General features: G+C 63.9%; 23 protein-coding genes. 22 read left to right on the top strand and 1 reads right to left on the bottom strand.

Annotated features, from left to right (window positions below):
• Positions 1-4: 4 nt before the first annotated feature.
• The 5 genes from LFL96_RS12225 to LFL96_RS12205 all read left to right on the top strand — a co-directional run bounded on the left by LFL96_RS12225 (position 5) and on the right by LFL96_RS12205 (position 4945).
• The gene (locus tag LFL96_RS12225; RefSeq protein WP_280995501.1) at positions 5-1207 is read left to right on the top strand and encodes a tryptophan--tRNA ligase; all 1203 of its coding nucleotides are present in this window, start codon (positions 5-7) and stop codon (positions 1205-1207) included.
• 117 nt (positions 1208-1324) lie between these two features.
• Positions 1325-1924, top strand: a complete 600-nt coding sequence (locus LFL96_RS12220; protein WP_280995500.1) for a methyltransferase domain-containing protein — start codon at positions 1325-1327, stop codon at positions 1922-1924.
• 43 nt (positions 1925-1967) lie between these two features.
• The gene (gene dapA / locus LFL96_RS12215) at positions 1968-2897 is read left to right on the top strand and encodes a 4-hydroxy-tetrahydrodipicolinate synthase (RefSeq protein ID WP_280995499.1); all 930 of its coding nucleotides are present in this window, start codon (positions 1968-1970) and stop codon (positions 2895-2897) included.
• Positions 2898-3024: 127 nt separating this feature from the next.
• Positions 3025-4164, top strand: a complete 1140-nt coding sequence (gene bamC, locus LFL96_RS12210; RefSeq protein ID WP_280995498.1) for an outer membrane protein assembly factor BamC — start codon at positions 3025-3027, stop codon at positions 4162-4164.
• 7 nt (positions 4165-4171) lie between these two features.
• The gene (locus LFL96_RS12205) at positions 4172-4945 is read left to right on the top strand and encodes an MBL fold metallo-hydrolase (RefSeq protein ID WP_280995497.1); all 774 of its coding nucleotides are present in this window, start codon (positions 4172-4174) and stop codon (positions 4943-4945) included.
• A gap of 172 nt (positions 4946-5117) precedes the next feature.
• Here LFL96_RS12205 and LFL96_RS12200 read toward each other — a convergent pair whose 3' ends face one another.
• Entirely contained in the window at positions 5118-5816 is a 699-nt protein-coding gene (locus tag LFL96_RS12200; RefSeq protein WP_280995496.1) for a Bax inhibitor-1/YccA family protein, read from the bottom strand.
• A 362-nt stretch (positions 5817-6178) separates the two neighbouring features.
• Between LFL96_RS12200 and ndk the strand changes: the two genes are divergently transcribed.
• The 17 genes from ndk (at position 6179) to LFL96_RS12115 (ending at position 25847) form a co-directional block, all read left to right on the top strand.
• A complete protein-coding gene (gene ndk, locus LFL96_RS12195) occupies positions 6179-6604 on the top strand; it encodes a nucleoside-diphosphate kinase (protein ID WP_280995495.1) in 426 nt (141 codons plus the stop codon).
• A 173-nt stretch (positions 6605-6777) separates the two neighbouring features.
• Entirely contained in the window at positions 6778-7929 is a 1152-nt protein-coding gene (gene rlmN / locus LFL96_RS12190; RefSeq protein ID WP_280995494.1) for a 23S rRNA (adenine(2503)-C(2))-methyltransferase RlmN, read from the top strand.
• A 230-nt stretch (positions 7930-8159) separates the two neighbouring features.
• Positions 8160-9275 carry a helix-turn-helix domain-containing protein gene (locus LFL96_RS12185; RefSeq protein ID WP_280995493.1) on the top strand — a complete coding sequence of 372 codons (1116 nt, stop codon included), beginning with the start codon at positions 8160-8162 and terminating at the stop codon, positions 9273-9275.
• Positions 9276-9373: 98 nt separating this feature from the next.
• Positions 9374-10693 carry a flavodoxin-dependent (E)-4-hydroxy-3-methylbut-2-enyl-diphosphate synthase gene (gene ispG / locus LFL96_RS12180; RefSeq protein WP_280995492.1) on the top strand — a complete coding sequence of 440 codons (1320 nt, stop codon included), beginning with the start codon at positions 9374-9376 and terminating at the stop codon, positions 10691-10693.
• A gap of 20 nt (positions 10694-10713) precedes the next feature.
• Positions 10714-12063, top strand: a complete 1350-nt coding sequence (hisS, locus tag LFL96_RS12175) for a histidine--tRNA ligase (RefSeq protein WP_280995491.1) — start codon at positions 10714-10716, stop codon at positions 12061-12063.
• 92 nt (positions 12064-12155) lie between these two features.
• Positions 12156-12785, top strand: coding sequence for a tetratricopeptide repeat protein (locus LFL96_RS12170; protein WP_280995490.1), 630 nt, complete (start codon positions 12156-12158; stop codon positions 12783-12785).
• Between the two features lie 85 nt (positions 12786-12870).
• Positions 12871-14016 carry an outer membrane protein assembly factor BamB gene (gene bamB, locus LFL96_RS12165; protein WP_280995489.1) on the top strand — a complete coding sequence of 382 codons (1146 nt, stop codon included), beginning with the start codon at positions 12871-12873 and terminating at the stop codon, positions 14014-14016.
• Between the two features lie 528 nt (positions 14017-14544).
• Complete coding sequence (gene der, locus LFL96_RS12160; RefSeq protein WP_280995488.1) at positions 14545-15882, top strand: ribosome biogenesis GTPase Der; 1338 nt, start codon at positions 14545-14547, stop codon at positions 15880-15882.
• 164 nt (positions 15883-16046) lie between these two features.
• Positions 16047-16283 (top strand): RNA chaperone Hfq, encoded by a 237-nt coding sequence (gene hfq / locus LFL96_RS12155; protein WP_006051315.1) that lies wholly within the window; start codon positions 16047-16049, stop codon positions 16281-16283.
• Positions 16284-16341: 58 nt separating this feature from the next.
• A complete protein-coding gene (hflX, locus tag LFL96_RS12150; RefSeq protein WP_280995487.1) occupies positions 16342-17529 on the top strand; it encodes a GTPase HflX in 1188 nt (395 codons plus the stop codon).
• 59 nt (positions 17530-17588) lie between these two features.
• Positions 17589-18989, top strand: coding sequence for an FtsH protease activity modulator HflK (gene hflK / locus LFL96_RS12145; RefSeq protein ID WP_280995486.1), 1401 nt, complete (start codon positions 17589-17591; stop codon positions 18987-18989).
• A gap of 12 nt (positions 18990-19001) precedes the next feature.
• Entirely contained in the window at positions 19002-19904 is a 903-nt protein-coding gene (gene hflC / locus LFL96_RS12140; RefSeq protein WP_280995485.1) for a protease modulator HflC, read from the top strand.
• Positions 19905-19947: 43 nt separating this feature from the next.
• Positions 19948-20139, top strand: coding sequence for a DUF2065 domain-containing protein (locus LFL96_RS12135; protein WP_035546416.1), 192 nt, complete (start codon positions 19948-19950; stop codon positions 20137-20139).
• Between the two features lie 265 nt (positions 20140-20404).
• On the top strand, positions 20405-21556 hold the full coding sequence (locus LFL96_RS12130; RefSeq protein WP_280995484.1) for an ATP phosphoribosyltransferase regulatory subunit: 1152 nt from the start codon (positions 20405-20407) through the stop codon (positions 21554-21556).
• 204 nt (positions 21557-21760) lie between these two features.
• On the top strand, positions 21761-23107 hold the full coding sequence (locus LFL96_RS12125) for an adenylosuccinate synthase (RefSeq protein ID WP_280995483.1): 1347 nt from the start codon (positions 21761-21763) through the stop codon (positions 23105-23107).
• A 3-nt stretch (positions 23108-23110) separates the two neighbouring features.
• On the top strand, positions 23111-23701 hold the full coding sequence (locus LFL96_RS12120; RefSeq protein WP_280995482.1) for a phosphoribosyltransferase: 591 nt from the start codon (positions 23111-23113) through the stop codon (positions 23699-23701).
• 259 nt (positions 23702-23960) lie between these two features.
• Positions 23961-25847 carry a potassium transporter Kup gene (locus LFL96_RS12115; protein WP_280995481.1) on the top strand — a complete coding sequence of 629 codons (1887 nt, stop codon included), beginning with the start codon at positions 23961-23963 and terminating at the stop codon, positions 25845-25847.
• Positions 25848-25963 lie beyond the last annotated feature (116 nt).

The raw sequence follows: 25963 nt of genomic DNA, 5'->3' as shown, positions 1-25963 counted from the left end.
CACCATGTTCCCAGACCGTATCTTTTCCGGCATGCGGCCTACCGGCTCGCTGCACCTCGGCCACTATCACGGCGTGCTGAAGAACTGGGTACGGCTGCAATCGGAATATCCGTGTTTCTTCTGCGTGGTCGACTGGCATGCGCTGACCACGCACTACGAAACGCCCGAGGTGATCGAAAAGAACGTGTGGGACGTGCTGATCGACTGGCTCGCTTCCGGTATCGATCCCGCGCAGGCCACGCTGTTCATCCAGAGCAAGGTGCCGGAGCACGCGGAACTCGCGCTGCTGCTCGGCATGAGCACACCGCTCGGCTGGCTCGAGCGCGTGCCGACCTACAAGGAGCAGCAGGAAAAGCTGAAGGACAAGGACCTGTCCACGTACGGCTTTCTCGGCTATCCGGTGCTGATGGCGGCGGACATTCTGCTGTATCGCGGCTCGCTGGTGCCGGTCGGCGAAGACCAGGTGCCGCACGTCGAAATGACGCGCGAAATCGCCCGCCGCTTCAACTACCTGTATGGCCGCGAGCCGGGTTTCGAGCAGAAAGCCACCGACGCCGCCAAAAAGCTCGGCGGCAAGCGCGCGAAGCTCTACCACGAACTGCGTAACGCCTATCAGCAGGAAGGCGACGACGAAGCGCTCGAGCAGGCCCGCGCGATGTTGCAGGAGTCGCAGAGTCTGTCGCTGAGCGACCGCGAGCGGCTGTTCGGCTATCTGGAGGGGTCGCGCAAGATCATTCTGGTCGAGCCGCAGGCCATGCTGACGGAAGCGGCACGCATGCCGGGCCTCGATGGTCAGAAGATGTCGAAGTCGTACGGCAACACGATCGGTCTGCGCGAAGACGCGGAGACCATCACGAAAAAAGTCCGCACCATGCCGACCGATCCGGCCCGCGTGCGCCGCACCGACCCGGGCGACCCGGACAAATGTCCGGTGTGGCAACTGCATCAGGTGTATACGGACGAAGCCACTCACCAGTGGGCGGAGCAGGGTTGCCGGACGGCGGGCATCGGGTGTCTCGAATGCAAGCAGCCGGTGATCGAAGGCATTCTGCGCGAGCAGCAGCCGATGCTGGAGCGTGCGCAGAAGTACATGGACGACCCGTCGCTGTTGCGCGCGATCGTCGCCGACGGCTGCGACAAGGCGCGACGTTTCGCCACGGAAACCATGCGCGACGTTCGCGAGGCGATGGGGCTGTCGTATAACTGAGCGCTTGATGCGGAGCGCTCGTTGCGCTTCAATCGAGCGCCGGACTGACGCCAGGTGAACGCCCGAGATTGCTGGTCGCTCACTGAACCTCCCACCCGCCGCATGGATTTCGAACCGATGACCACTTCCGCCGCTGCAATGCATGGATTGGGCGAACCCTCCCGCTGGGTGCGTCATTGGGCGCATCTCATCGCGCCGGGCGGCGCGGTGCTCGATGTCGCGTCGGGAGCAGGGCGGCATGCGCGCTATCTTGCATCGCTCGGGCATCCGGTGACGGCGGTCGACCGTGACGCCGCCGCGCTCGACACGCTGCGCGACGTGCCGCACGTCACGCCGCTGGCCGCGGACATCGAAAACGCCGCCTGGCCGTTGCCCGCCGACGCGAAATTCGCCGCGGTCGTGGTCACGAACTACCTGCATCGCCCGCTTTTCCCGCATTTGCTGGACGCGCTCGCGCCCGGCGGCGTACTGGTTTACGAGACCTTCGCGCAAGGCAACGAAACCGTCGGCAAGCCCTCTAATCCCGCGTTCCTGCTCGCGCCCGGCGAGCTGCTCGAGCTTGTGCGCGGGCGCTTGCGGGTCGTCGCTTTTCAGGATGGTTTTCTCGCGCAGCCGCGCCCGGCTTACGTCCAGCGCATCTGTGCGATTCTGGAGGCGGAGCGCTCGGCTGACACCGCGCAGGCGGCACCCCCGCCTTGTTACGAGTTGGCTGGCTAATCCGCTACAATCGCGGTTTACCTGATCAAATTCATGGCGTTTCATGACTAACGGCACCCAAAGCGGCAACCAGAGCGGCACCCACGGCAGCGTGCAGATTCGCGGCAGCATTCCTGCCATCATTACCCCGATGCTCGAAGACGGCGGTCTCGATCTGCCGGCGTTTCGCAAACTGATCGACTGGCACGTCGAAGAGGGCACGAATGCGCTCGTCGTGGTCGGCACGAGCGGCGAGTCGGCCACGCTGTCGGTCGAAGAACACATCCTGATGGTCAAGACCGCAGTCGAGCACACGGCGGGCCGGATTCCGGTGATCGCGGGCTCGGGCGGCAATTCGACCACCGAGGCCATCGAGCTGACGAAGGAAGCCAAAGCGGTCGGCGCGGACGCCACGCTGCAGGTCGTGCCGTACTACAACAAGCCGACCCAGGAAGGCATCTACCGCCATTTCAGGACGATTGCCGAAACCGTCGATCTGCCGGTGATCCTGTACAACGTGCCGGGCCGCACCGTCGCGGACATGAGCAACGAAACCATTCTGCGTTGCGCGCAGGTGCCGGGCATCATCGGCGTGAAGGAAGCGACCGGCAACATCGACCGCGCCGCGCATCTGATCAAGTCGGCGCCCGCGCATTTCGGCATCTACAGCGGCGACGATCCGACCGCGATCGCGTTGATGCTGCTCGGCGGCCACGGCAATATCTCGGTTACCGCGAACGTCGCGCCGCGCGCGATGAGCGAACTGTGCAAGGCCGCGCTCGCCGCCGACGCGAAAACCGCACGTGAGATTCATCTGAAGCTCCTGTCGCTGCATAAGAACCTGTTCATCGAATCGAATCCGATTCCGGCGAAATGGGCGTTGCAGCAATTGGGTCGTGTGCAGGGCGGTATCCGCCTGCCGCTCACGCCGCTCGACGCGCAATACCACGACGTGGTGCGCGGCGCGTTGCGCGAAGCGGGTCTGCTGGGCTAAGCGGGCTGACCGCGGCACCCATCAGCGCCAACGAAAGCCTGCCACCGGCATTCCCTTAACCGACGTCGATCCAGCCACGTTCCCGCACACAGAACCGGCACCGCGTTCCAGCATCACGAAGGACCTCATGAAACGTTCCGCACTTTCCCTCCACGCAACCCGCATGGCGGCGCTGGCGCTTGCCCTGACGACGCTCGCCGGCTGTGACACGCTGAACGACTGGTTCGCTTCCGACCGCGTCAACTACAAGGGTGCCGGCAGCGCGCCGCCGCTCGCCGTGCCGAGCGATCTGAGCACCACCAAGACCGACGAGCGCTACGTCGCACCGCCCACCAATCTGGCGCTGGGCGGCGCGCCGACACGCGCGATCACGGCGGCGGGCAACGCCACCGAAGGTCAGCCGAACGCGCAGGATCCGCTCGGCATGCACATCGAACGCGACGGCGATCGCCGCTGGCTGGTGGTCGACGGCCGCTCGCCGGAACAACTGTGGCCGCAGCTGCAGGAGTTCTGGCAGGAAAACGGCTTCGCGCTGAAAACGGACGCGGCGGCTACCGGCATCATGACGACCGACTGGGCGGAAAACCGCGCCAACATTCCGGACGACTGGTTCCGCCGCACGGTCGGCAAGGTGATCGACATCGCCTATTCGTCGGGTACGCGCGACAGTTTCCGCACATTGGTGTCGCGCGGACCGTCGGACACCACGGACATTTCGATCACGCATAACGCGATGGAAGAAGTGATGACGGGGCAGGACAAAGTGTCGTCGCGTTGGGTCGAGCGTCCGCGCGATCCGGCGCTCGAGGCGCTGTTCCTGACCAAGCTGATGCAGAAATTCGGTCTGACCGAGGCGCAATCGAAGCAACTGCTGACCGACGCGCGTCCGGCCGTCGCGCCGGCCACGATCGACCAGACCGCGGGTGCGTCGACGCTGGATCTGCAGGAGTCGTTCGACCGTGCATGGCTGCGCGTGGGCCTCGCGCTCGACCGCACCAACTTCACCGTCGACAACCGCGATCGCGCGAAGGGCATCTACTACGTGCGTTACGCCGACTCGATGCAGGAACTGAAGAAGGACGGCCTGTTCGGCAAGCTGTTCTACAGCGGCAATTCGGCGAAGAAGCCGGGCCAGGAATTCCTCGTCAATGTGCGTTCGAAGGGCGACGCCGTGACGCAGGTGGCCGTGGTGGATCCGAGCGGGCAGGTGGACAATTCGTCCGATGCGCAGCGTATCGTGACGCTGCTCCACGCGCAGCTGAACTAGGCGGGCCGTGAGGTTCGCGAGTCTCGGCAGCGGTAGTGAAGGCAATGCGCTGCTGGTGGAAGCGCAAAGCGGCGCGACCACCACACGCGTGCTGCTCGACTGCGGTTTTTCCGCGAAGGAAGTCGAGCGGCGTCTGAACCGGCTCGGCGCGAGCGCCGAAGGTCTCGACGCGATTCTGATCACGCATGAACATAGCGATCACATCGGCAGCGCGCTAACGCTGGCGCGCAAGTGGTCGATTCCGCTGTACATGAGCTGGGGCACGGCCCGCGCAGTCGGCGCCGACGAAGCCGACGTCGATCTGCAGGTGCTGTGGGGCGACGAAGCGGTCGCGATCGGCGATCTCAGCATTCTTCCCTACACCGTTCCCCACGACGCTCGCGAGCCCTTGCAATACGTGCTGTCCAACGGCGCGAGCCGGCTCGGCGTGCTGACCGATGTCGGCACGTCCACGCCGCACATCAGCGCGGTGCTGAGCGGCTGCGATGCGCTGGTGCTCGAATGCAACCATGACGTGCAGATGCTTGCCGGCAGCCGTTATCCGCAGTCGCTGAAGGCGCGCATCGGCGGCAATCATGGGCATTTGAACAACGAGGCGGCGGCCGACATCCTGGCGTCGCTGGACCGGTCGCGTTTGCGGCATCTGGTGGCGGCGCATCTGAGCCAGCAGAACAACACGCCGGACCTGGCGCGCGCGGCAATGGCCGGCGTGCTGGGCGCGGCGCTCACCGAGGTGGTCGTCGCGTCGCAGGAGGAAGGCTTTGCGTGGTTGAGTTTGTAGGCTGCGTCTGGCGTGGGCGTGCCGCTGACGGAAGTTGTCGATTTCGTCGGTTGCGGTCGCGGCGGTTAGGCCTGGTCACCGAGACAAAGAAAAAGAAAAAGCCCGTCACGAGTTGATCGTGACGGGCTTTTTTGCAGGCGGGACGCTTTACGCGCCTCGCCCGAAGTCAGACTTAATTGCGGTTGCCGCCGAAGATGCCCAGCAGCGCGAGCAGGTTGACGAACACGTTGTACAGATCCAGATAGATCGCGAGCGTGGCGGTGATGTAGTTCGTTTCGCCGCCGTTCACGACGCGCTGAACGTCGAACAGCATGTACGCCGAGAAGATCACGATGGCCATGACCGACACGGTGAGCATTAGCGCCGGCAGGTGCAGGAAGATGTTCGCGACCGAAGCCAGCAGCAGCACGATCACGCCCATGAACAGCCACTTGCCGAGACCCGAGAAGTCGCGCTTGCTGACCGTGGCGATGGTCGCCATGGCCGCGAAGATCACGCCGGTGCCGCCGAAGGCGAGCATGATCAGCGACGGTCCGTTCGAAAAGCCGAGCACGAAGCTCAGAATGCGCGACAGCATCAGGCCCATGAAGAACGTGAAGCCGAGCAGCACGAACACGCCAGCGGCGCTGTCCTTGGTCTTCTGGATCGCGAACATGAAGCCGAAGGCGATCGCGAAGAACGCCAGCATGCTCATGGCGGGACTGGTGGCGGCGAACAGCGAGAAGCCGGTGGCGAGGCCCACCCACGCGCCGAGCACCGTGGGAATCATGGATAGCGCCAGCAGCCAGTAGGTGTTCCGTAGCACGCGATTACGCGTTTCGACCGTGCTGACTGCGCCATTGCGGCCAAAGCTATACGGATGATCGTTCATGGTCTCTCCTTACCTCGAAAGCGTGTTGCGTATGGTGGTGAAGCGGTGATGAAGCGGGTAGTAGCAGGCTCTGTAGCAGGCTCTAAAGCAGGCTCCAAAGCGAGCCGGTTGCGAAGCGGTTTTCGACGCGATTGTCACATCACTTGAAGCGGTCGCATCGTACAGTACCCATCCCTAAGATTGGCGCGGTGGCGGGGAGTTTCAATGCCCTCGAAATACCGCGCGACCTACGCTACCAGCTTCCCGAAACTCCTGCTTGGAGTCTTTCAATGCTGTAAGGGTTCAATCGCAATCATACACGGGAACATGCTACAATAGCGGATTCATTTGAATCTGTAACCTCTTAATTTTTTGGAGTTTTTATGGCGATCGAACGCACCCTGTCCATTATCAAGCCGGACGCAGTGGCCAAGAACGTGATCGGCCAGATCTACAGCCGTTTCGAAAACGCAGGTCTGAAGATCGTGGCATCGCGCATGGTTCATCTGTCGCGCGCCGACGCTGAGAAGTTCTACGCTGTTCACGCGGCACGTCCTTTCTTCAAGGACCTCGTCGAATTCATGATCTCGGGCCCGGTGGTCGTGCAAGCGCTGGAAGGCGAAAACGCAATCCTGAAGCACCGTGACCTGATGGGCGCAACGGATCCGAAGAAGGCGGAGAAGGGCACGATTCGCGCCGACTTCGCCGACAGCATCGACGCTAACGCAGTGCACGGTTCGGACGCTCCGGAAACGGCTGCGGTCGAAATCGCATTTTTCTTCCCGCAAGTTAACGTTTACTCGCGTTAAGACCCGCGTTATCGCCTGATTTTGCCGGTAGTTCGTGCAGCCGAATCTGATTTATCGCACGAATCGTCCGGCAAAGTACTAAGGTAAAAGCAGCAGGAATGGGCGCGAACGGCATTGCGTTCATGCAGCTTGTTGCATGAACGCAGTCTCGCACTGAAATGGCAGGATTCGATATGACGAGCAGTTCCACCGTCAACCTTCTCGACCTCGACGCCCAAGGGCTCGTCGCCTACTGCGACAGCCTGGGCGAGAAACCGTTTCGCGCCAAGCAATTGCAGCGCTGGATTCACCAGTACAACGCTGCCGACTTCGACGGCATGACCGATCTCGCGAAGTCCTTGCGCGAAAAGCTCAAGGGGCGTGCCGCGATCACGATGCCGGGCATCGTCAGCGACCATATTTCGACCGACGGCACACGCAAGTGGCTGATCGACGTCGGCAACGGCAACGCAGTTGAGACCGTCTATATCCCGGAAGAAACGCGCGGCACGTTGTGCGTGTCGTCGCAGGCCGGCTGTGCGGTCAACTGCCGTTTCTGTTCGACCGGCAAACAGGGGTTCTCCCGCAATCTTTCCACCGGTGAAATCATCGGCCAGCTGCGAATGGCCGAGTTCGCGCTGCGCGCCACGCGCGGCGGCGACGGTGGCCGCGCCACGGGTGGCGACGGCAAGGGCGACCGGGTCGTCACGAACGTCGTGATGATGGGCATGGGCGAGCCGCTGCTGAACTACGACGCGGTGGTGCCCGCCATGCGCCTGATGCTCGACGACAACGCGTATGGCCTGTCGCGCCGGCGCGTCACGCTGTCCACCTCGGGCGTCGTGCCGATGATGGACCGTCTCGGCGCGGACCTGCCGGTGGCGCTCGCGGTGTCGCTGCATGCGCCGAGCGATCCGCTGCGCGACATGCTGGTGCCGCTGAACAAGAAGTATCCGCTGCGCGAACTGATGGCCGCTTGCCAGCGCTATCTGAAAGTCGCGCCGCGCGATTTCATTACCTTCGAATATTGCATGCTCGACGGCGTGAACGACAGCGAGGCGCAGGCGCGCGAACTGCTCGCCGTGACGCGCGACGTGCCGTGCAAGTTCAATCTGATTCCGTTCAATCCGTTCCCCGAATCGGGCCTCATCCGCTCGAAGCCGGAACAGATCAAGCGGTTTGCACAGGTGCTGATGGACGCGGGCGTCGTCACCACCGTGCGTAAAACCCGCGGCGATGATATCGACGCTGCCTGTGGTCAGCTGGCTGGTGCGGTGCAGGACCGCACGCGTCTTGCTGAGCGCACCGGGAAGGCGGCGAAGATTATCGAGGTTCGCGCCGTGTAACCGTCGGGTGGCCTGGGAGCCGATGGCCTCGGCAAGCGCTCGGCAAACTCGCTGCCGGGCGTGCGAAAAGACGGCTTTGCCACCCACGGTTGAAAAGAAAGTTTGCAGAAGCGATCGGAAGCGGCACACAAGGCCGCGCATTTTGTTATAAACGGTCTGCGATTCGGGCGTGAGGCGTGAGCCCGTCCGGGTGGCACGAGTTAAAAAGAATCGACGCGAAAGGATTTGGGATGAGTGAGCCGCAGCACCCGCAGCCGCAGGACACAGACACGAACGAAGGCCATCCGGCGCCGGTCGCCCGGGCGGTAGTGCAGCCCGTTGCACAGCAGGGCATGGATTCGTTGGCGGCAGTTGGCGCGCGCTTGACCCAGTTGCGTGAATCGAAGGGTTGGTCGATCGAGGACGTTTCCGCGCGTCTGAAGGTGTCCGCCGTCAAGTTGCGCGCGCTCGAGTCGGGCGACATCAGCCACTTGCCGGACACCACCTTCGCGCTCGGCGTGGTGCGCAGCTACGCGAAGATGCTGGGCGCCGATCCCACGCCGTTTACCCAGGCCTTGCGCCGCGAGAAGGGCGTGCCGGCGCCGGATCTTTCGATGCCAGCGTCGTCAGGTAAAGATTTGCCGCGCGGCAAGGTGTCGCTGTCGCTGGGCGGCAGCGGACAGAAAAGCCGCTCATGGTTGTGGGGCGTGGCGGCGGTAATCGTCGCGGTGATCGCGCTGGGCATGTGGCATACCAATGGTGGCGATTCGTCGGCGTGGCTCGCGCGTCTGAAGGCGAGCGCGAACGGCGCCACGGGCAACGCGACCGGTGCATCGGGCGCGGTGGCGCAGGCACCGGCCGCGGGTTCCGAAGCCACGGCCGAAGAAGCGGCGTCCACGCCGGAAACGCAGGCTGCGACGGATAGCGCGGCATCGGGTACGCCGATGCCGGCGCCGCTCGCCACCGGCAACGGTGCAGCGCCGGCCGTGACCGCAAGCGCGGCTGCGCCGAAGGCGGTTTCGCAAGCGCAGGCCGCGGTGGCCATGACGGCACCGGCCGCGAGCGCGCCGGCGGCGGTTGTCGCCGACGCCTCGGCAGCAACGGCCGAGCCGGCCGCCGGCCAATCGACCGTCGCGCTGCGCGTGACGCAGGACAGCTGGTTCAGTGTGCGTGGCAAGGACGGCAAGGAAGTGTTCTCCGGCCTCGTGCATGCGGGCGACGCCAAGGAAGTGACGGGTGTCGCGCCGTTCAAGGTGACGGTCGGCAACAAAGCCGGTCTCGAGTCGGTGACGCTCGACGGCCAGCCGGTCGACGCGGCCAAATATTCGGCAGCAAAAGGCAACGTGGCGCGCTTCTCGCTGCCTTGACAGATACGGTATGCGCCGCGGCCGGACCGGTCCGCGGCGCTTTTTCAATTCAGGCGCCACGTCTTGATGTGGCGCGTGCGGCGTAAACGGGTTTTCCGATGCAATCCGAAGCTCAATCCCAATCCACAAGCAAGATCGTTTCGACCGAACCGGTGTTCGGCGGCCATGCGGCGCGGCGCAAGTCGCACGCGGTCGACGTCCGTTGGGGCGGCCAGCTCGTCACGATCGGCGGCGACGCACCGGTGCGCGTGCAGTCCATGACGAACACGGACACCGCGGACGCGATCGGCACCGCGATCCAGATCAAGGAGCTGGCGCAAGCCGGTTCGGAACTGGTGCGGATCACGGTGAACACGCCGGAAGCGGCCGCGGCCGTGCCGGCTGTGCGCGAGCAGCTCGACCGCATGGGCGTGTCGGTGCCGCTGGTCGGCGATTTCCACTACAACGGCCATCTGTTGCTGCGCGACTATCCGGGCTGCGCGGAGTCGCTGTCCAAGTACCGGATCAACCCGGGCAACGTCGGACACGGTGCGAAGCGCGACACGCAGTTCGCGCAGATGATCGAAGCGGCCGCGAAGTACGACAAGCCGGTGCGCATCGGCGTGAACTGGGGCAGCCTCGACCAGGATCTGCTCGCAAAAATGATGGATGAAAACGCGGCGCGTTCCACGCCGTGGGAAGCGCAGAGCGTGATGTACGAAGCGCTGATCCAGTCGGCGATCGGCTCGGCCGAACGCGCGGTCGAAATCGGCCTGCCGCGCAACAAGATCATCCTGTCGTGCAAGGTCAGCGGCGTGCAGGACCTGATAGCCGTGTACAAGGAGCTTGCGCGGCGCTGCGATTTTGCGCTGCATCTCGGCTTGACCGAAGCGGGCATGGGGTCGAAGGGGATCGTCGCGTCCACGGCGGCGTTGTCGGTGCTGCTTCAGCAAGGCATCGGCGACACGATCCGGATTTCGCTGACGCCGGAACCGGGTGCGTCGCGCACGGGCGAAGTGATCGTCGGTCAGGAAATTCTGCAGACCATGGGTCTGCGTTCGTTCACGCCGATGGTGATCGCGTGTCCGGGGTGCGGCCGTACCACCAGCACGCTGTTCCAGGAGCTCGCATCGCAGATCCAGACCTATCTGCGCACGCAGATGCCGGTGTGGCGCGATACGTATCCTGGCGTCGAAAAGATGCACGTCGCGGTGATGGGCTGCATCGTCAATGGTCCGGGCGAGTCGAAGCAGGCCAACATCGGCATCAGCTTGCCGGGGTCGGGCGAGAATCCGGCGGCGCCGGTGTTCATCGACGGCGAAAAGGTCAAGACGCTGCGCGGCGAGAACATCGCGCAGGAATTCCAGCAAATCGTGAGTGACTACGTCGAGCGCACTTATGGCCGCACGGAAGCAGCCAGCGCCGCGGCACTCAACTAAATACCGGCTATCGGATACAGATGACTGAACAGAAGAAAAAGCTCGAGAAGTTGTCCGGCGTGAAGGGCATGAACGACATCCTTCCGCAGGAAGCCGGGCTGTGGGAATTTTTCGAAGCGACCGTCAAGTCGATGCTGCGTTCGTACGGATACCAGAATATCCGCACGCCGATCGTCGAGCATACGCAGCTGTTCAAGCGCGGCATCGGCGAAGTGACCGATATCGTCGAGAAAGAGATGTACAGCTTCACCGACGCGTTGAACGGTGAAAACCTGACCATGCGTCCGGAAAACACCGCCGCCGTGGTGCGCGCGGCGATCGAGCACAACATGCTGTACGACGGCCCGAAGCGCCTGTGGTACATCGGTCCGATGTTCCGCCACGAGCGTCCGCAGCGCGGCCGTTACCGCCAGTTCCATCAGGTGGGCGTGGAAGCGCTGGGCTTCGCCGGTCCGGACGCGGACGCTGAAATCATCATGATGTGCCAGCGTCTGTGGGACGACCTCGGTCTGATGGGCATCAAGCTCGAACTGAATTCGCTGGGTCTCGCGCACGAACGCGCGGCGCATCGCGTCGAGCTGATCGCCTACCTCGAAAAGCACATGGACGTGCTCGACGAGGAAGCGAAGCGCCGTCTCTACACGAACCCGCTGCGCGTGCTGGACACGAAGAATCCGGCCATGCAGGAAGTCGCGCAGAACGCGCCGAAGCTGATCGATTTTCTCGGCGAGGAATCGCGCGCGCACTTCGAGGGGCTGCAACGCATCCTGAAGGCGAACAACATTCCGTTCACGATCAATCCGCGTCTCGTGCGCGGTCTCGATTATTACAATCTGACCGTGTTCGAATGGGTGACCGACAAGCTCGGCGCGCAGGGCACGGTGGCCGCCGGCGGCCGCTACGATCCGCTCATCGAACAGCTGGGCGGTAAGCCGACCGGCGCGTGCGGCTGGGCGATGGGCGTCGAGCGCATTCTCGAATTGCTGAAGGAAGACCAGCTCGTGCCGGAAGACGAGGGTTGCGACGTGTATGTCGTCCATCAGGGCGAGGCGGCGCGCGAACAGGCTTTCATCATCGCCGAGCGGCTGCGCGATACGGGTCTCGACGTGATCCTGCATTGCAGCGCCGACGGTCAGACCGCCAGCTTCAAGTCGCAGATGAAGCGTGCCGACGCGAGCGGCGCCGCCTTCGCGGTGGTGCTCGGCGAGGACGAGATCGCGAACGGCACGGTCGGCGTCAAGCCGCTGCGCGCGGCGGGCGATGACGCGGCGAGCGGTGGTAAGAGCGAGCAACAGAACGTGCCCGCCGAAAACTTGACCGAATATCTAATCAATGCGATGGTTGCATCCGCCGAAGACGGCGACGACTGATCGCGATGTCGGCGAGCCTCGACGGGCGACCGGATTGATCCAGTCAGGGCTCGACAAACACACGTATCAAGAAACAGGAAAAACGCCGGGCGATGAGTTACCACGACGAACAAGAATCGATTGAAAGTCTGAAGGCATGGTGGACGCAGTGGGGCAATGCAACCACGTGGATCGTGCTGGTGGTGCTGGTGGCGGCCGCGGGCTGGAACGGCTGGAATTTCTGGCAGCGGCGCCAGGCGGCGGAAGCCGCCGTGCTGTATGACCAGGTCCAGCAGGCGGAGGCGTCGGGCGACAAGGCGAAAGTCACGCGCGTCGCGACCGACATGGAAGACAAGTTCAGCGGCACCGCGTACGCGCAGATGACCGCGCTGGGCGCGGCCAAGGCGCTGTACGCGGCCGGCGACGAAGCCGGTGCGAAGGCCCAGTTGCAATGGACCATCGATCACGCGAAGGACGACGAGTTCAAGCAGATCGCCAAACTGCGCCTCGCCTCGCTGCTGCTCGACGACAAGGCCTACGATCAGGGTCTCGCGCTGCTCGCCGAACCGCAATCCGACGCGTTCAAGGGTCTCGTGGCGAATGGCCGCGGCGACCTGCTGGCCGCGCAAGGCAAGCGGGACGATGCACGCACGGCCTACAAGCTCGCGCTCGACTCGCTGTCGAAAAACGATAGCTCCGCACGTCAGCTGATCCAGTTCAAGCTGGACGCGCTGGGCGGCTGATCGCCGCACGTGGCGCGTTATGTCGCGCCGCATGCAACGACCAACCGGTCTCTTTTAAATCATTTCCTGAATGCTTCGTCCACCGATGAATCTGCTGAAACGTTACGCTGTGCCCGTTGCCTGCGCGATGACCGTGCTCACCCTGGCGGCTTGCTCATCCGCGAAAGACGACCGCCGCGTGCCGACGCCGCTCACCGAGTTCAAACCCGTGCTCGACGTGCAGCAGGCGTGGAAGGCGAGCGTCGGCAAGGCCGGCCGTTATCTGTTCTCGCCGGTCGCGGTCGGCAACGCGGTGTATGCGGCGGGCGCGAACGGCTCGGTTGCGAAGATCGACGCGCAAACCGGCAAGGACATCTGGCGCGTGAAGCTGCACGACGACCTGTCGGCCGGTGTCGGCAGCGACGGTACGCTGACCGCGGTCGGCGGCCTGAAGGGCGACGTCTACGTGCTCGGCGCGGACGGCAAGCAACTGTGGACCGCGAAGGCGCCGGGCGAAATCATCTCGCCGCCGCTGGTCGGCAATGGCCTCGTGGTGGTGCGTACGGTCGACGGTCAGATCGTCGCGTTCAACTCGCAGACCGGCGAGTTGAAGTGGAACTACCGCAATCGCGCGGTGCCGCTGAATCTGCGCGTGTCGTCGGGCATGACGTTCGCGGGTGACGCGGCAGTGCTGGCCGGCTTCCCGGGCGGCGCGTTCGCGGCGATCAACGTGCAGACCGGCGACAACTACTGGCAAACGCCGGTGTCGTATCCGAAGGGCGTGACGGAAGTGGAGCGCATCAACGACGTGACCGGTCCGCCCACGCTGGTCGGCTCGGAAACCTGCGCGGTGACGTTCCAGGGCCAGATTGGCTGCTTCGACGCGAACTCGGGCCGTGCGCTGTGGGAAAAAGCGTTCTCGAGCACGAGCGGTCTCGCGCAGGACGATCGTGCGGTCGTCGCGGCGGACGACTGGTCGGTGGTCTCCGCATTCGACGTCACCAGCGGCGCGCCGCTGTGGAAGAACGACAAGCTGAAGAACCGCGAACTCGGCGTGCCGTATCTGCTGGGCCGCGCGGCGGTGCTGGGCGACTACCAGGGCTACGTGCACTTCCTGTCGCGCGACGACGGCACGCTCGTCGCCCGTGTGAAGACCGACGGCAGCCCGATCACGTCGGCGCCGGTGCTGGCCGGCGACACGCTGGTCGTGCAGACGCACGACGGCGATCTGTACGGTTACCGCCCGCGTTAAGCGCGAGGCGCGGCGCCGTCGAGCACGCAGGCCGGCTTTGCCGGCCTCGCGTTTTCTAGCAGGATTCGCGTCGTACAGCGAAATATCGGTCGTCGAAGAGAGTAGGCAATACCATCGCGCCGGGCTGGCTGGTCCGGCAAGTCGATCGGAAAGCAACAAGCGGAAAGCAACAAGCGGAAAGCGATCGATTCGCAGCACACGCGCGGCACGATCAGCGCCCGTGTCTTCACCGGTGGCAGCTTGCGGCGTCACCGGCCGCCTGGCTCCGCGGACCGGACGGACCGCTTTGTCAAACTAGCGGAGCATTGCCGGCCCGTCAGCCGTCGAGCGAACCGTACCTGATCCTGGCGGCCCCTTGGCGCCGCCCTGACAGCCAAACCCCGTCCGCCCGGTTGCGCAGCTTGACCGCACATCCGGGACCGGTCGAATTCGTGATAATTTTCGTCAAACGCTGCCGTGTGGCGGCCAACTGGCGTCGCTACGCGGGCGGTCGATTTCGATCCCGCGTTTCACCGTGAACAACATCAGATGAAACCCGTTATTGCCCTCGTCGGGCGCCCCAATGTGGGGAAATCCACGCTATTCAACCGCCTGACGCGTTCGCGCGACGCGCTGGTTGCCGACCTGCCCGGTCTGACGCGCGATCGCCATTACGGCGAAGGCCGCGCCGGCGACCGGCCGTATCTGGTCGTCGATACCGGCGGTTTCGAGCCGGTCGCCAAGGAAGGCATCCTGCATGAAATGGCGCGGCAAACGCGCCAGGCGGTCGAGGAAGCCGACATCGTCGTGTTCATCGTCGACGGCCGGAATGGTCTCGCGCCGCAGGACAAGACGATCGCCGACTATCTGCGCAAGGTCGGCCGGCCGATCTTCCTCGTCGTCAACAAGGCGGAGGGGATGAAGTACAGCAACGTCGCCGCCGACTTCTACGAACTCGGCCTCGGCGACCCTCGCGCGATTTCGGCCGCGCACGGCGACGGCGTGACCGAAATGATCAACGAGGCGCTCGGCGTCGCGTATGCCGGCCAGCCGGAAGAGAGCGACGACGAGAAGCAGGCGCGCGGCACGAAGATCGCGATCGTCGGCCGGCCGAACGTCGGCAAGTCGACGCTGATCAATGCGCTGGTCGGCGAGGAGCGCGTGATCGCGTTCGACATGCCGGGCACCACGCGCGATTCGATCTACGTCGATTTCGAACGCCAGGGCAAGCCGTACACGCTGATCGACACGGCCGGGCTGCGCCGTCGCGGCAAGGTGTTCGAGGCGATCGAGAAGTTCTCGGTGGTGAAGACGCTGCAGTCGATCTCCGACGCCAACGTCGTGATCCTGCTGCTCGACGCGCGCCAGGACATCTCGGAGCAGGACGCGCACATTGCCGGCTTCGTGGTGGAGCAGGGCCGCGCGCTGGTGGTGGGCGTGAACAAATGGGACGGGCTCGATTCGCATGTGCGCGAGCGCACCAAGGCCGACCTCGAGCGCAAACTAAAATTTCTGGACTTCGCCAAATTCCATTTCATTTCCGCTGCGGAAAAGACTGGAATCGGCCCGCTGATGCGTTCGGTCGACGACGCCTACGCGGCCGCCATGTCGAAGCTGCCGACGCCGAAGTTGACTCGCGCGTTGATCGAAGCCGTCGAGTTCCAGCAACCGCGGCGTCGCGGTCCGGTGCGTCCGAAGCTGCGCTATGCGCACCAGGGCGGACAGAATCCGCCGGTCATCGTGATTCACGGCAACGCGCTCGACGCGATCACCGACACGTACAAACGCTACCTCGAAAACCGCTTCCGGGAAACTTTCAAGCTGGCGGGGACTCCATTGCGCATAGAGTTCAGATCGTCGACGAACCCTTACGCGGATAAAGGCTAAGTCGGGCATCGACCCAGGCTGAAACCCGCGTGTGTGCTGGGTTTGGCCGCCAGGCCAGGTCCCTCGCGCAAAAATGAAAATCGGCTATAGTGTAGCGGTTGACGGCGGATCTCTTTTTCTTCGTCGTCAATTCAGTCAACCTGCAAAAAAATACGGAGTTTGCTATGAGCAACAAAGGGCAATTGTTACAAGACCCGTTTTTGAACGCACTGCGTAAAGAGCATGTGCCGGTGTCGATCTACCTGGTCAACGGCATCAAGCTTCAAGGGAACATCGAATCGTTCGACCAGTACGTCGTGTTGCTCCGGAATACGGTCACCCAGATGGTTTACAAGCACGCAATCTCCACCGTCGTGCCTGCCCGTCCGGTGAATTTCCACCCGGATTCCGAACAGTCCTAACCCCCGTCGCGGCCGGCATGGCGTCGCCCGTTGGCGATCACTGCCGGCCGCTTCTATTTTGATACCCTCCAATTTGATTAACGCAGCGCTTGTCGGCATCGACTTCGGTAAGATCGATTTCGAAGCCAGCCTGGAAGAACTCAGCCTGCTCGCGCAAAGCGCGGGCGCGAATCCCTTAGTCACCCTCACCGGGCGTCGTTCCAGTCCGGACGCGAAGATGTTCGTCGGCAGCGGCAAAGCCGAGGAACTGCGGCTCGCGTGCGAGGCGAACGACATCGAACTCGTCATTTTCAATCACGCTCTGGCGCCTGCGCAGCAGCGCAATCTGGAGCGAGCGCTTAATCGGCGCGTGGTCGACCGCACCAGCCTGATCCTCGACATCTTCGCGCAACGCGCCCGCAGCCACGAAGGCAAGCTGCAGGTCGAGCTCGCGCAGCTGCAGTATCTGTCGACCCGGCTGATCCGCGCCTGGACCCACCTTGAGCGGCAGAAAGGCGGTATCGGCTTGCGCGGCCCTGGCGAAACACAGCTCGAAACCGACCGCCGGCTGATCGGCGAGCGCATCAAGGCGCTCAAGATCCGGCTCGACAAGCTGCGTCGGCAGCATGGCACGCAGCGTCGCGCGCGCAGCCGCAACCAGACCATGTCGGTGTCGCTGGTCGGCTATACGAACGCCGGCAAGTCCACGCTGTTCAATGCGCTCACCAAGGCGCAGGCGTACGCGGCCGACCAGCTGTTCGCCACGCTCGACACGACCTCGCGGCGCGTCTATCTCGGCGACGAAGCCGGGCAGGTGGTGGTGTCCGACACGGTCGGCTTCATCCGCGAACTGCCTCACCAGCTGGTGGCGGCGTTCCGCGCCACGCTCGAGGAAACCATTCACGCCGACCTGCTGCTGCATGTGGTCGATGCGTCGAGCGCGGTGCGGCTCGACCAGATCGATCAGGTCAACGAGGTATTGCACGCGATCGGCGCGGACACGGTCCGTCAGGTGCTGGTGTTCAACAAGATCGACGCGGTGCCCGAGTTGGCGGCCCGTGGCGAGGCGGTCGAGCGGGACGAGTATGGTAATATTTCGCGCGTCTTTTTGAGCGCGCGCACGGGGCAAGGTCTGGATACATTGCGCGCTGCCATCGCTGAGATCGCTACTGCCGAACCTCTTCCCGACACCCGGATCGATCTGTCGGAAGAAGACCGGTCGGCAGCTCCACGCGACGACCGCAAGGTCCCAGAACTCGGGCACTGACCCGTTCCAAATGCGCTGACCCGCACTGACCCGCTGTCTACTCTAGTGAACGAACACAGGTGAACGATTACAACGAGCGGAGTATCTGGCTGCGCATGCGCGCCATGCTTTCACTGAACGATCCGCGCTGGGGCCGGGGCGACGGCAATGGCGACCGGCAACGGCCGAACGAACCGAAGCGTCCGCAGAACAAGGACGGCGAAGGCCCGCCCGATCTCGACGAAATGTGGCGCGACTTCAACCGTCGCCTGAGCCGGGTGTTCGGACGCAAGGGCGGCGGCGGTGCTGGCGGCGGCCGTCCGGACAATGGCCGTGGCGCGCGCATCGGCGTGGGTATCGTGATCGGCGTGCTGATCGCCGTGTACCTCGGCAGCGGCGTGTTCGTCGTGCAGGACGGTCAGGCCGGCGTTGTCATGCAGTTCGGCAAGTATCGCTACACGGCCGGGCAGGGCGTGCACTGGCGTTTGCCGTATCCGTTCGAGGCGCACGAGCTCGTCAATATCGGCCAGATCCGCCAGGTGGAAATCGGCCGCAACAACGTGGTGCGTCTCGCCAACGTGAAAGACGCATCCATGCTCACGCATGACGGCGATATCGTCGACGTGCGTTTCGCCGTGCAATACCGGGTGCGCAAGCCGACCGACTATCTGTTCCGCGGCGCCGATCCCGATCAGAGCGTGATGCAGGCCGCCCAGGCGGCGGTGCGCAGCATCGTCGGCGCGCGCAGCACCAGCGAGATTCTCGATCAGGATCGCGAAACGATCCGTCAGCAACTGGTGGCGTCGATCCAGCAATCGCTGGACGAATACCAGTCCGGCCTCGCCGTCACTGGCGTGACGATCCAGGGCGTGCAGGTGCCCGATCAGGTGCAGGCCGCGTTCGACGACGCCGCCAAGGTCCGTCAGGAAAACGACCGCGCGAAGCGCGACGCGCAGGCCTATGCGGCCGATCTGCTGCCGCGCGCGCAAGCCGACGTCGCGCGCGAAATCGACGCGGCGAAGACCTATAGCGACAAAACCGTTGCGCAGGCACAGGGCGACGCCGATCGCTTCAAGCAGGTCTACGCGCAGTACTCGAAAGCGCCCGCGGTGATTCGCGAGCGCATGTATCTGGACACCATGCAGCAGATCTATTCGAATACGACCAAGGTGTACGTCGACAGCAAGAGCGGCAGCAACGTGCTGTATCTGCCGCTCGACAAGCTGGTCGAGCAGACCCGTCAGCGGGCGGCCGAGGCTGCCGCCGGTGCGTCGGGCGCAACGGCGGGCGCGGCCGCGCCGCAAGCCGCGAGCAGTGCCGCGGCGCAGTCCGCGGCGGCGTCGGTCACCGCGCCGGCCGCCGTGGTGCCGGGCAGTGCGCCGGCCGCCGCCACGCCGGCCAGTCAGGCCGCCGCTAGCAGCGACGCGCTGCGTTCGCGCGATGCCTTCCGCAGCCGCATGCGTGAAGACGACGTTCAATAAGGGGCGCACATCATGAACAAGATCATTGCGCTCGTCGTCGCTATCGTTATCGTGCTGTTCGCGGCGTCGTCGACGGTGTTCGTCGTCGATCAGCGGCACATGGCGGTGCTGTCGTCGCATGGCGATACCGCGCCGGCATTGCTCGGCCCGGGCCTGCACGTCAAGCTGCCGCCGCCGCTGCAAACCGTCACGCTGGTCGATAGCCGCATCCAGTCGCTCGACGCGCCGGACGAAGACCGTTACGTCACGTCCGACAAAACCGATCTGCTGGCCAACCCGGTCGTCAAATATCGCGTCACCGATCCGCTGAAGCTGATCGCCGAAACGAAGGGCGATACGCAGAGCCTGCCGGACCGTCTCGCGCTGCTCTCGCGCAGCGCGCTCGGCGACGCGTTCGGCAAGGTCACGCTGCCCGACGCGTTGGCCAAACAGCAGGCCGTCGCCGACGAGGCGCGCGGCGCGATGGACAAGGCCGCGGCATCGCTCGGCGTGTCGATCGTCGACGTGCAACTCACGCGTGTCGACTTCCCGGCGGCGATGGCGGATTCCGTCTACAAGCGGATGATCGCCGCGCGCGAGCAGATCGCCGCCGACGAGCGCGCGAAGGGCGCCGCCGAAGCCGATCAGATCAAGGCGGACGCGGTCGGTCAGCAACAGGCGGTGCTCGCCGACGGCTACCGTCAGGCGCAAACCATCAAGGGCGAAGGCGACGCCAAGGCCGCGCAGATCGCGGCGGACGCGTACAGCGCCGATCCGCAGTTCTACCAGTTCTATCAAAGCATGCAGGCGTACAAGAACACCTTCAAGCCGGGCGACGTGATCGTGGTCGATCCCAGCAGCGAGTTCTTCCGCTTCATGCGTGGCCCGACCGGCGGCGCTGCCCCGGACGCTCCCGCGGTTCCGCGCAAACACTGATAACCGGAAGGCTGCGGCATCCGCATCGCGGCCTCTTTTTCGCATGGATATTGCCGGCTCGTTACTGCTCGCGATCGCGCTGATGCTGATTATCGAAGGGATGTTTCCCTTCGTTTTCCCCAGCGCCTGGCGCGACACGTTCCGTAAAATAGCGGAACGCCCGCCGCATCAGATTCGCGTCGGCGGACTGATCGTGATGGCGCTCGGGCTGATCCTGTTGTTTATCGTGACTTGACCTGCGTGATCTGAATCGCGTGATCCGAAGCGGCGTGGCCGGCATGAAACGCAAACGCCGGCGCAAACGCGAACATGCGATGGCGGCGCCGGGTATCCGTCAGATCTGCCGGTTCCGCCGGCGCTGGCGTCAAAGCGCTTGAAGTACACCTGACGCGGGTTGCGCGCGCGTCGGCGCAAGCCGACAGAATCGAGCCTTCGCCCGCCATTCACCCTTATTTACCGGCGCACCCAGCCGCCGTGTTCAACGTCGTAGGACTGTATCGATGTCGACCTGGTTACTCCCCGAGAATATTGCCGACGTGCTGCCGTCGGAAGCCCGCAAGATCGAAGAACTGCGGCGCCGTCTGCTGGATCGCTTCCGTTCGTACGGCTACGAAATGGTCATGCCGCCGCTGCTCGAATACATCGAGTCGCTGCTGACGGGCGGGGGCCACGATCTGAACCTGCGCACCTTCAAGCTGGTCGATCAGTTGTCCGGACGCACGCTCGGCCTGCGCGCCGACATCACGCCGCAGGTCGCACGGATCGACGCGCATCTGCTGAACCGGCAGGGCGTGACGCGTCTGTGCTACGCGGGCAACGTCGCGCATACGCGGCCGCGTGGACTGCACGCCACTCGCGAACAGATCCAGATCGGCGCGGAAATCTATGGCCATGCGGGCCTCGAAGCCGACCTCGAAATCCAGCAATTGATGCTCGACGCGCTGCGTCTCGCGGGCCTAGCGAAAGTACGGCTCGACCTGTGCCATGCGGGCGTGCTGGCCGCGCTGATCGAAGCGGAACCCGCCGCCGCGGAACTCGGGCAGTCGCTGTATGACGCGTTGGCCGGCAAGGACGTGCCGCGCCTCGTCGAGCTGACCGCGAATCTAACGCCCGTCACGCGCGACGCATTGCGCGCGTTGCCCACGCTGTACGGCGACGCAGCGGTGCTGGAAGAGGCGCGCGCGCGTCTGCCGAATGCGCCGGCCATCGCCCGTGCGCTCGACGATCTCGCGTTCCTCGCAAGCCAGGTCGACGGCGCCGAGGTGATGATCGATCTGGCGGATCTGCGCGGCTACGCGTACCACAGCGGCGTGATGTTCTCCGCCTACGTGGACGGCGTGCCGAACGCGGTAGCGCGCGGCGGCCGTTACGACCACGTCGGTCAGGCATACGGCCGCGCCCGCGCGGCAACCGGCTTCTCGCTCGATCTGCGCGAAGTGGCGCGCATCTCGCCGGTCGAGGCGCGCAGCAGCGCGATCCTCGCACCGTGGCAGCACGACGATTCGCTGCGCGTGAGCGTCGCTGCGTTGCGCGATGCCGGCGAAGTGGTGATTCAGGCGTTGCCTGGCCACGAACACGATCTCGACGAATTCGCGTTCGACCGCATTCTGGTCGAACGCAATGGCGCCTGGGTGGTTGAACCGCGCGCCTGAGCGCGTTCCTTCACACCCGTCCGGAGGCTTGCCCCGGCGCGCATCCGAAGGCGTCCAACCTGACGCCGGACCCTGGCGCGGCCACTCGCCGCGCTGTTTTCGATATACCCACCATAACGTGCATACCGTTGAGCGGAAACGGAAAAATTCGGAACGTTCCGCGAACCTAGGTAAAATACGTTTTTAACCAGCTTACGAAACAACATGTCTGCCAGCGCAGTGAATGTGAACCCCGGGCGTAACGTCGTCGTCGTGGGTACCCAGTGGGGTGATGAGGGCAAGGGCAAGATCGTCGACTGGCTGACGGACCACGCCCAAGGCGTCGTTCGCTTCCAGGGCGGTCACAATGCCGGCCACACGCTTATCATCGGCGGCAAGAAAACCATCTTGCGTCTGATTCCGTCGGGCATCATGCGTCCCGGCGTCGCGTGCTACATCGGCAATGGCGTCGTGTTGTCGCCGGAAGCGCTGTTCAAGGAAATCGGTGAGCTCGAAGCCGCCGGCGTCGACGTTCAGAATCGCCTCTTCATTTCCGAAGCGACCACGCTGATCCTGCCGTACCACATCGCCATCGACCAGGGTCGTGAAGCACGCCGCGGCACGGCCAAGATCGGCACCACCGGTCGCGGCATCGGCCCGGCGTACGAAGACAAGGTGGCACGCCGCGGTCTGCGCGTGCAGGATCTGTTCGATCCGGTGACGTTCGCCGAACGTCTGCGCGAAAACCTCGACTATCACAACTTCGTGTTGACGCAATACCTGGGCGTCGCGGCTGTCGACTTCCAGCAAACGCTCGACACGATGCTCAGCTATGCCGACCGTCTGAAGCCGATGGTGACCGACGTGTCGCGCCGTCTGTACGACGCGAACGCGGCCGGCAGCAATCTGCTGTTCGAAGGCGCGCAAGGCACGCTGCTCGACATCGATCACGGCACGTACCCGTTCGTCACGTCGAGCAACTGCGTCGCGGGTGCCGCCACGGCTGGCGCGGGCGTCGGTCCGCAAAAGCTGAACTACATTCTCGGCATCACCAAGGCGTATTGCACGCGCGTCGGTTCGGGCCCGTTCCCGAGCGAACTGTACGATGCGGACAACGCCGCGCGTCAGGAAGCGATCGGCCTGGAGCTGGCCACCGTCGGCAAGGAATTCGGTTCGGTCACGGGCCGTCCGCGCCGTACCGGCTGGCTCGACGTCGCCGCGCTGCGCCGCTCGATCCAGATCAACGGCGTGTCGGGTCTGTGCATGACCAAGCTCGACGTGCTCGATGGTCTCGACGAAGTGAAGCTGTGCGTCGGCTACACGGTCGACGGTCAACCGCTCGACCTGCTGCCGCGCGGCGCCGCCGAAGTGGCGCGCTGCGAGCCGGTGTACGAAACCTTCCCCGGCTGGAAGGAAAGCACCGTCGGCATCAACGCGTGGGACAACTTGCCGGCCAATGCGCGTGCTTATCTGTCGCGCGTGCAGGAAGTCGCGGGCATTCCGATCGACATGGTGTCGACCGGTCCGGATCGCGATGAAACCATCCTGCTGCGTCATCCGTTCAAGGTTTAAGCCATGGTTCAAGGTGTACCCATGATTGCGATGAAAGACCCGCGTAACGACGACCGTAACCTGTGGGTCGGCTGGGACGAATATCACCGGCTGATCGAATTGCTGGCGTTGCAGGTGCACGAGTCGGGCTGGAAGTTCGACAAGATCCTGTGTCTCGCGCGCGGTGGTCTGCGCGTGGGCGATCAGCTCTCGCGCATCTACGATCTGCCGCTGGCCATTCTCGCCACGAGCTCGTATCGCGAAGCGGCCGGCACGGAGCAGGGCGAGCTCGACATCGCGCAATACATCACGATGACGCGCGGCGAACTGCAAGGCAACGTGCTGCTGGTCGACGATCTGGTCGACTCGGGTGTGACGCTGGCGCGCGTGCAGCAGCATCTGAAAGACCGCTATCCGGCGATTACGGCCGTGCGTTCGGCGGTGCTCTGGTACAAGGGCTGCTCGAAGGTGAAGCCCGACTATCACGTGCAGTATCTGCCGACCAATCCGTGGATTCATCAACCGTTCGAGGAATGGGACACGGTGCGTCCGCATAACCTCGGCGCGTGGATCAAGCGCGGCATGGCGCAGGCGCAGGAATCGTCGGGGCAGTGAAGTTGCTGGGCCGCGGCGCTTTGACCGGCGCACCGGCAATTGGCCGTACCTGAAAAACGGAGTCCATGCGGCTCCGTTTTTTATTGGCGTGTCGCGCCGCTTCGAACGAAACCCCTTCTGTCGCAGACGCGCCCATACCGCAGTGCTAAACTGCGCGGACCATCCACGTGGTGTATCCACAACAGACCGGGCGGCGCTAGGCGGGCAGTTTAGAATAGCGCTCGTTTTTTCCGCTCAGGGAACGGATTTCCTCGCGTTTATGACAGATAACAATCACGTGCACAAACAGTCCCTGCCATCCCTCGCGGTTGCCGCGATCGGGGTGGTGTTCGGTGATATCGGCACGAGCCCGTTGTACTCGCTGAAAGAGGCCTTCAGCCCCTCGCATGGCATTCCGCTAACCGACCAATCCATCCTGGGCGTGATCTCGCTGCTGTTCTGGGCGATCGTGATCGTCGTCGGCGTCAAGTACGTGTTGTTCGTGATGCGCGCCGACAATAACGGCGAAGGTGGCGTGCTCGCGCTGATGGCGCTGGCGTTGCGCTCCATCGACCAGAAATCGAAAATGGCCGGCTTGCTGATGATGCTCGGCATCTTCGGCGCCTGCATGTTCTACGGCGATGCGGTGATCACCCCCGCCATCTCGGTGATCTCGGCGGTCGAAGGTCTGGAGATTGCCGCGCCGAATCTGTCGCATCTGGTGCTGCCGCTCACCATGGTGATCCTCGTGCTGCTGTTCTGGATCCAGCGGCACGGCACCGCGATGGTGGGTCGTCTGTTCGGACCGATCATGATCGTGTGGTTCGTCGTGCTCGCCGCGCTCGGCCTGTGGCATATCGTGCAGTCGCCGAGCGTCGTGCGCGCGCTGAATCCGTACTACGCGTACACCTTCATGGCCGCGCACGTGCTGCAGGCTTACGTGGTGCTCGGCTCGGTGGTGCTGGTGTTGACCGGCGCGGAAGCGCTCTACGCGGACATGGGGCACTTCGGCGCGAAGCCGATCCGCATGGCGTGGTACGTGCTGGTGATGCCGTCGCTGGTGCTGAACTACTTCGGCCAGGGCGCGCTGCTGATGCACGACCCGAAGGCGATCGAAAATCCGTTCTTCCTGCTCGCGCCGGACTGGGCGCTGCTGCCGCTGGTGGTGCTGTCGACGGTGGCGACCGTGATCGCATCGCAGGCGGTGATTTCGGGCGCCTATTCGCTGACGAGCCAGGCGATCCAGCTCGGCTATGTGCCGCGCATGAAGATCCTGCACACGTCGGAACTGGCGATTGGCCAGATCTACGTGCCGGTGGTGAACTGGATGCTGCTGTTCATCATTCTGTGCATCGTGATCGCGTTCAAGAGTTCGGACAATCTCGCCGCCGCGTACGGTATCGCGGTGACGGCAACCATGGTGATCACCACGATTCTCGCGTGCGTCGTGATGGTCAACGTGTGGAAGTGGAACAAGCTGCTGGTGGCGCTGATCATCGGCGTGTTCATGGCGGTCGATCTCGGCTTCTTCGGCGCGAATCTGCTGAAGGTCGAAGAGGGCGGCTGGCTGCCGCTCGGCATCGGCGCACTGCTGTTCTTCCTGCTGATGACGTGGTTCAAGGGCAGGATGATCGTCAAGGAACGCACGGCCGCCGACGGTATTCCGCTGATGCCGTTCCTGCAGGGACTGCTGGCGCATCCGCCGCATCGCGTGTCGGGCACGGCGATCTATCTGACCGGCAGCGAGTCGCTGGTGCCGGTGAGTCTGCTGCACAACCTCAAGCACAACAAGGTGCTGCACGAGCGGACCATCTTCCTGACCTTCGTGACGCGCGACATTCCGTACGTGAACGACGCGGACCGCGTGACGGTGAAGGATATCGACGGCGGCCTGTATCTCGTGAAGGCGGCTTATGGCTTCAACGAAACGCCGGACGTGAAGGCGGTGCTGCTCGAAGTCGGCCGTACGCACGACATGACGTTCGAGTTGATGGACACGTCGTTCTTCCTCGCGCGCGAAACCGTGGTGCCGACGCAATTGCCGGGCATGTCGGTGTGGCGCGAACGGGTGTTCGCGTGGATGCATCAGAATGCCGCGAAGCCGACGGACTTCTTCAGCATTCCGGCCAACCGGGTGGTGGAGTTGGGGACGAAGATCGAGATCTGATGGCGCGCTGCCTGCGCAGCGCAGGCAAAGAAAAAGCCCACGCGTTTGCAATGCGTGGGCTTTTTTCTTTTGCTGATTTGCTCTTTTGCGTATTTGAGGCGCCGTCCTGCGTGAAT

The sequence above is a fragment of the Paraburkholderia sp. D15 genome (assembly GCF_029910215.1).
Lineage (GTDB): Bacteria > Pseudomonadota > Gammaproteobacteria > Burkholderiales > Burkholderiaceae > Paraburkholderia.
This window is presented reverse-complemented; position numbering and strand designations above follow the sequence as displayed.

Bases quoted from the DNA above. Each gene is read 5' to 3' on its own strand.
- LFL96_RS12125 (WP_280995483.1), top strand. From the start codon at position 21,761: ATGTCTGCCAGCGCAGTGAATGTGAACCCCGGGCGTAACGTCGTCGTC.
- LFL96_RS12135 (WP_035546416.1), top strand. From the start codon at position 19,948: ATGGATATTGCCGGCTCGTTACTGCTCGCGATCGCGCTGATGCTGATT.
- hisS (WP_280995491.1), top strand. From the start codon at position 10,714: ATGACTGAACAGAAGAAAAAGCTCGAGAAGTTGTCCGGCGTGAAGGGC.
- LFL96_RS12130 (WP_280995484.1), top strand. From the start codon at position 20,405: ATGTCGACCTGGTTACTCCCCGAGAATATTGCCGACGTGCTGCCGTCG.
- LFL96_RS12200 (WP_280995496.1), bottom strand. From the start codon at position 5,816: ATGAACGATCATCCGTATAGCTTTGGCCGCAATGGCGCAGTCAGCACG.
- dapA (WP_280995499.1), top strand. From the start codon at position 1,968: ATGACTAACGGCACCCAAAGCGGCAACCAGAGCGGCACCCACGGCAGC.
- rlmN (WP_280995494.1), top strand. From the start codon at position 6,778: ATGACGAGCAGTTCCACCGTCAACCTTCTCGACCTCGACGCCCAAGGG.
- hfq (WP_006051315.1), top strand. From the start codon at position 16,047: ATGAGCAACAAAGGGCAATTGTTACAAGACCCGTTTTTGAACGCACTG.
- ndk (WP_280995495.1), top strand. From the start codon at position 6,179: ATGGCGATCGAACGCACCCTGTCCATTATCAAGCCGGACGCAGTGGCC.
- LFL96_RS12225 (WP_280995501.1), top strand. From the start codon at position 5: ATGTTCCCAGACCGTATCTTTTCCGGCATGCGGCCTACCGGCTCGCTG.
- bamC (WP_280995498.1), top strand. From the start codon at position 3,025: ATGAAACGTTCCGCACTTTCCCTCCACGCAACCCGCATGGCGGCGCTG.
- LFL96_RS12120 (WP_280995482.1), top strand. From the start codon at position 23,111: ATGGTTCAAGGTGTACCCATGATTGCGATGAAAGACCCGCGTAACGAC.
- bamB (WP_280995489.1), top strand. From the start codon at position 12,871: ATGAATCTGCTGAAACGTTACGCTGTGCCCGTTGCCTGCGCGATGACC.
- LFL96_RS12115 (WP_280995481.1), top strand. From the start codon at position 23,961: ATGACAGATAACAATCACGTGCACAAACAGTCCCTGCCATCCCTCGCG.
- LFL96_RS12220 (WP_280995500.1), top strand. From the start codon at position 1,325: ATGACCACTTCCGCCGCTGCAATGCATGGATTGGGCGAACCCTCCCGC.
- hflC (WP_280995485.1), top strand. From the start codon at position 19,002: ATGAACAAGATCATTGCGCTCGTCGTCGCTATCGTTATCGTGCTGTTC.
- der (WP_280995488.1), top strand. From the start codon at position 14,545: ATGAAACCCGTTATTGCCCTCGTCGGGCGCCCCAATGTGGGGAAATCC.
- LFL96_RS12170 (WP_280995490.1), top strand. From the start codon at position 12,156: ATGAGTTACCACGACGAACAAGAATCGATTGAAAGTCTGAAGGCATGG.
- ispG (WP_280995492.1), top strand. From the start codon at position 9,374: ATGCAATCCGAAGCTCAATCCCAATCCACAAGCAAGATCGTTTCGACC.
- LFL96_RS12185 (WP_280995493.1), top strand. From the start codon at position 8,160: ATGAGTGAGCCGCAGCACCCGCAGCCGCAGGACACAGACACGAACGAA.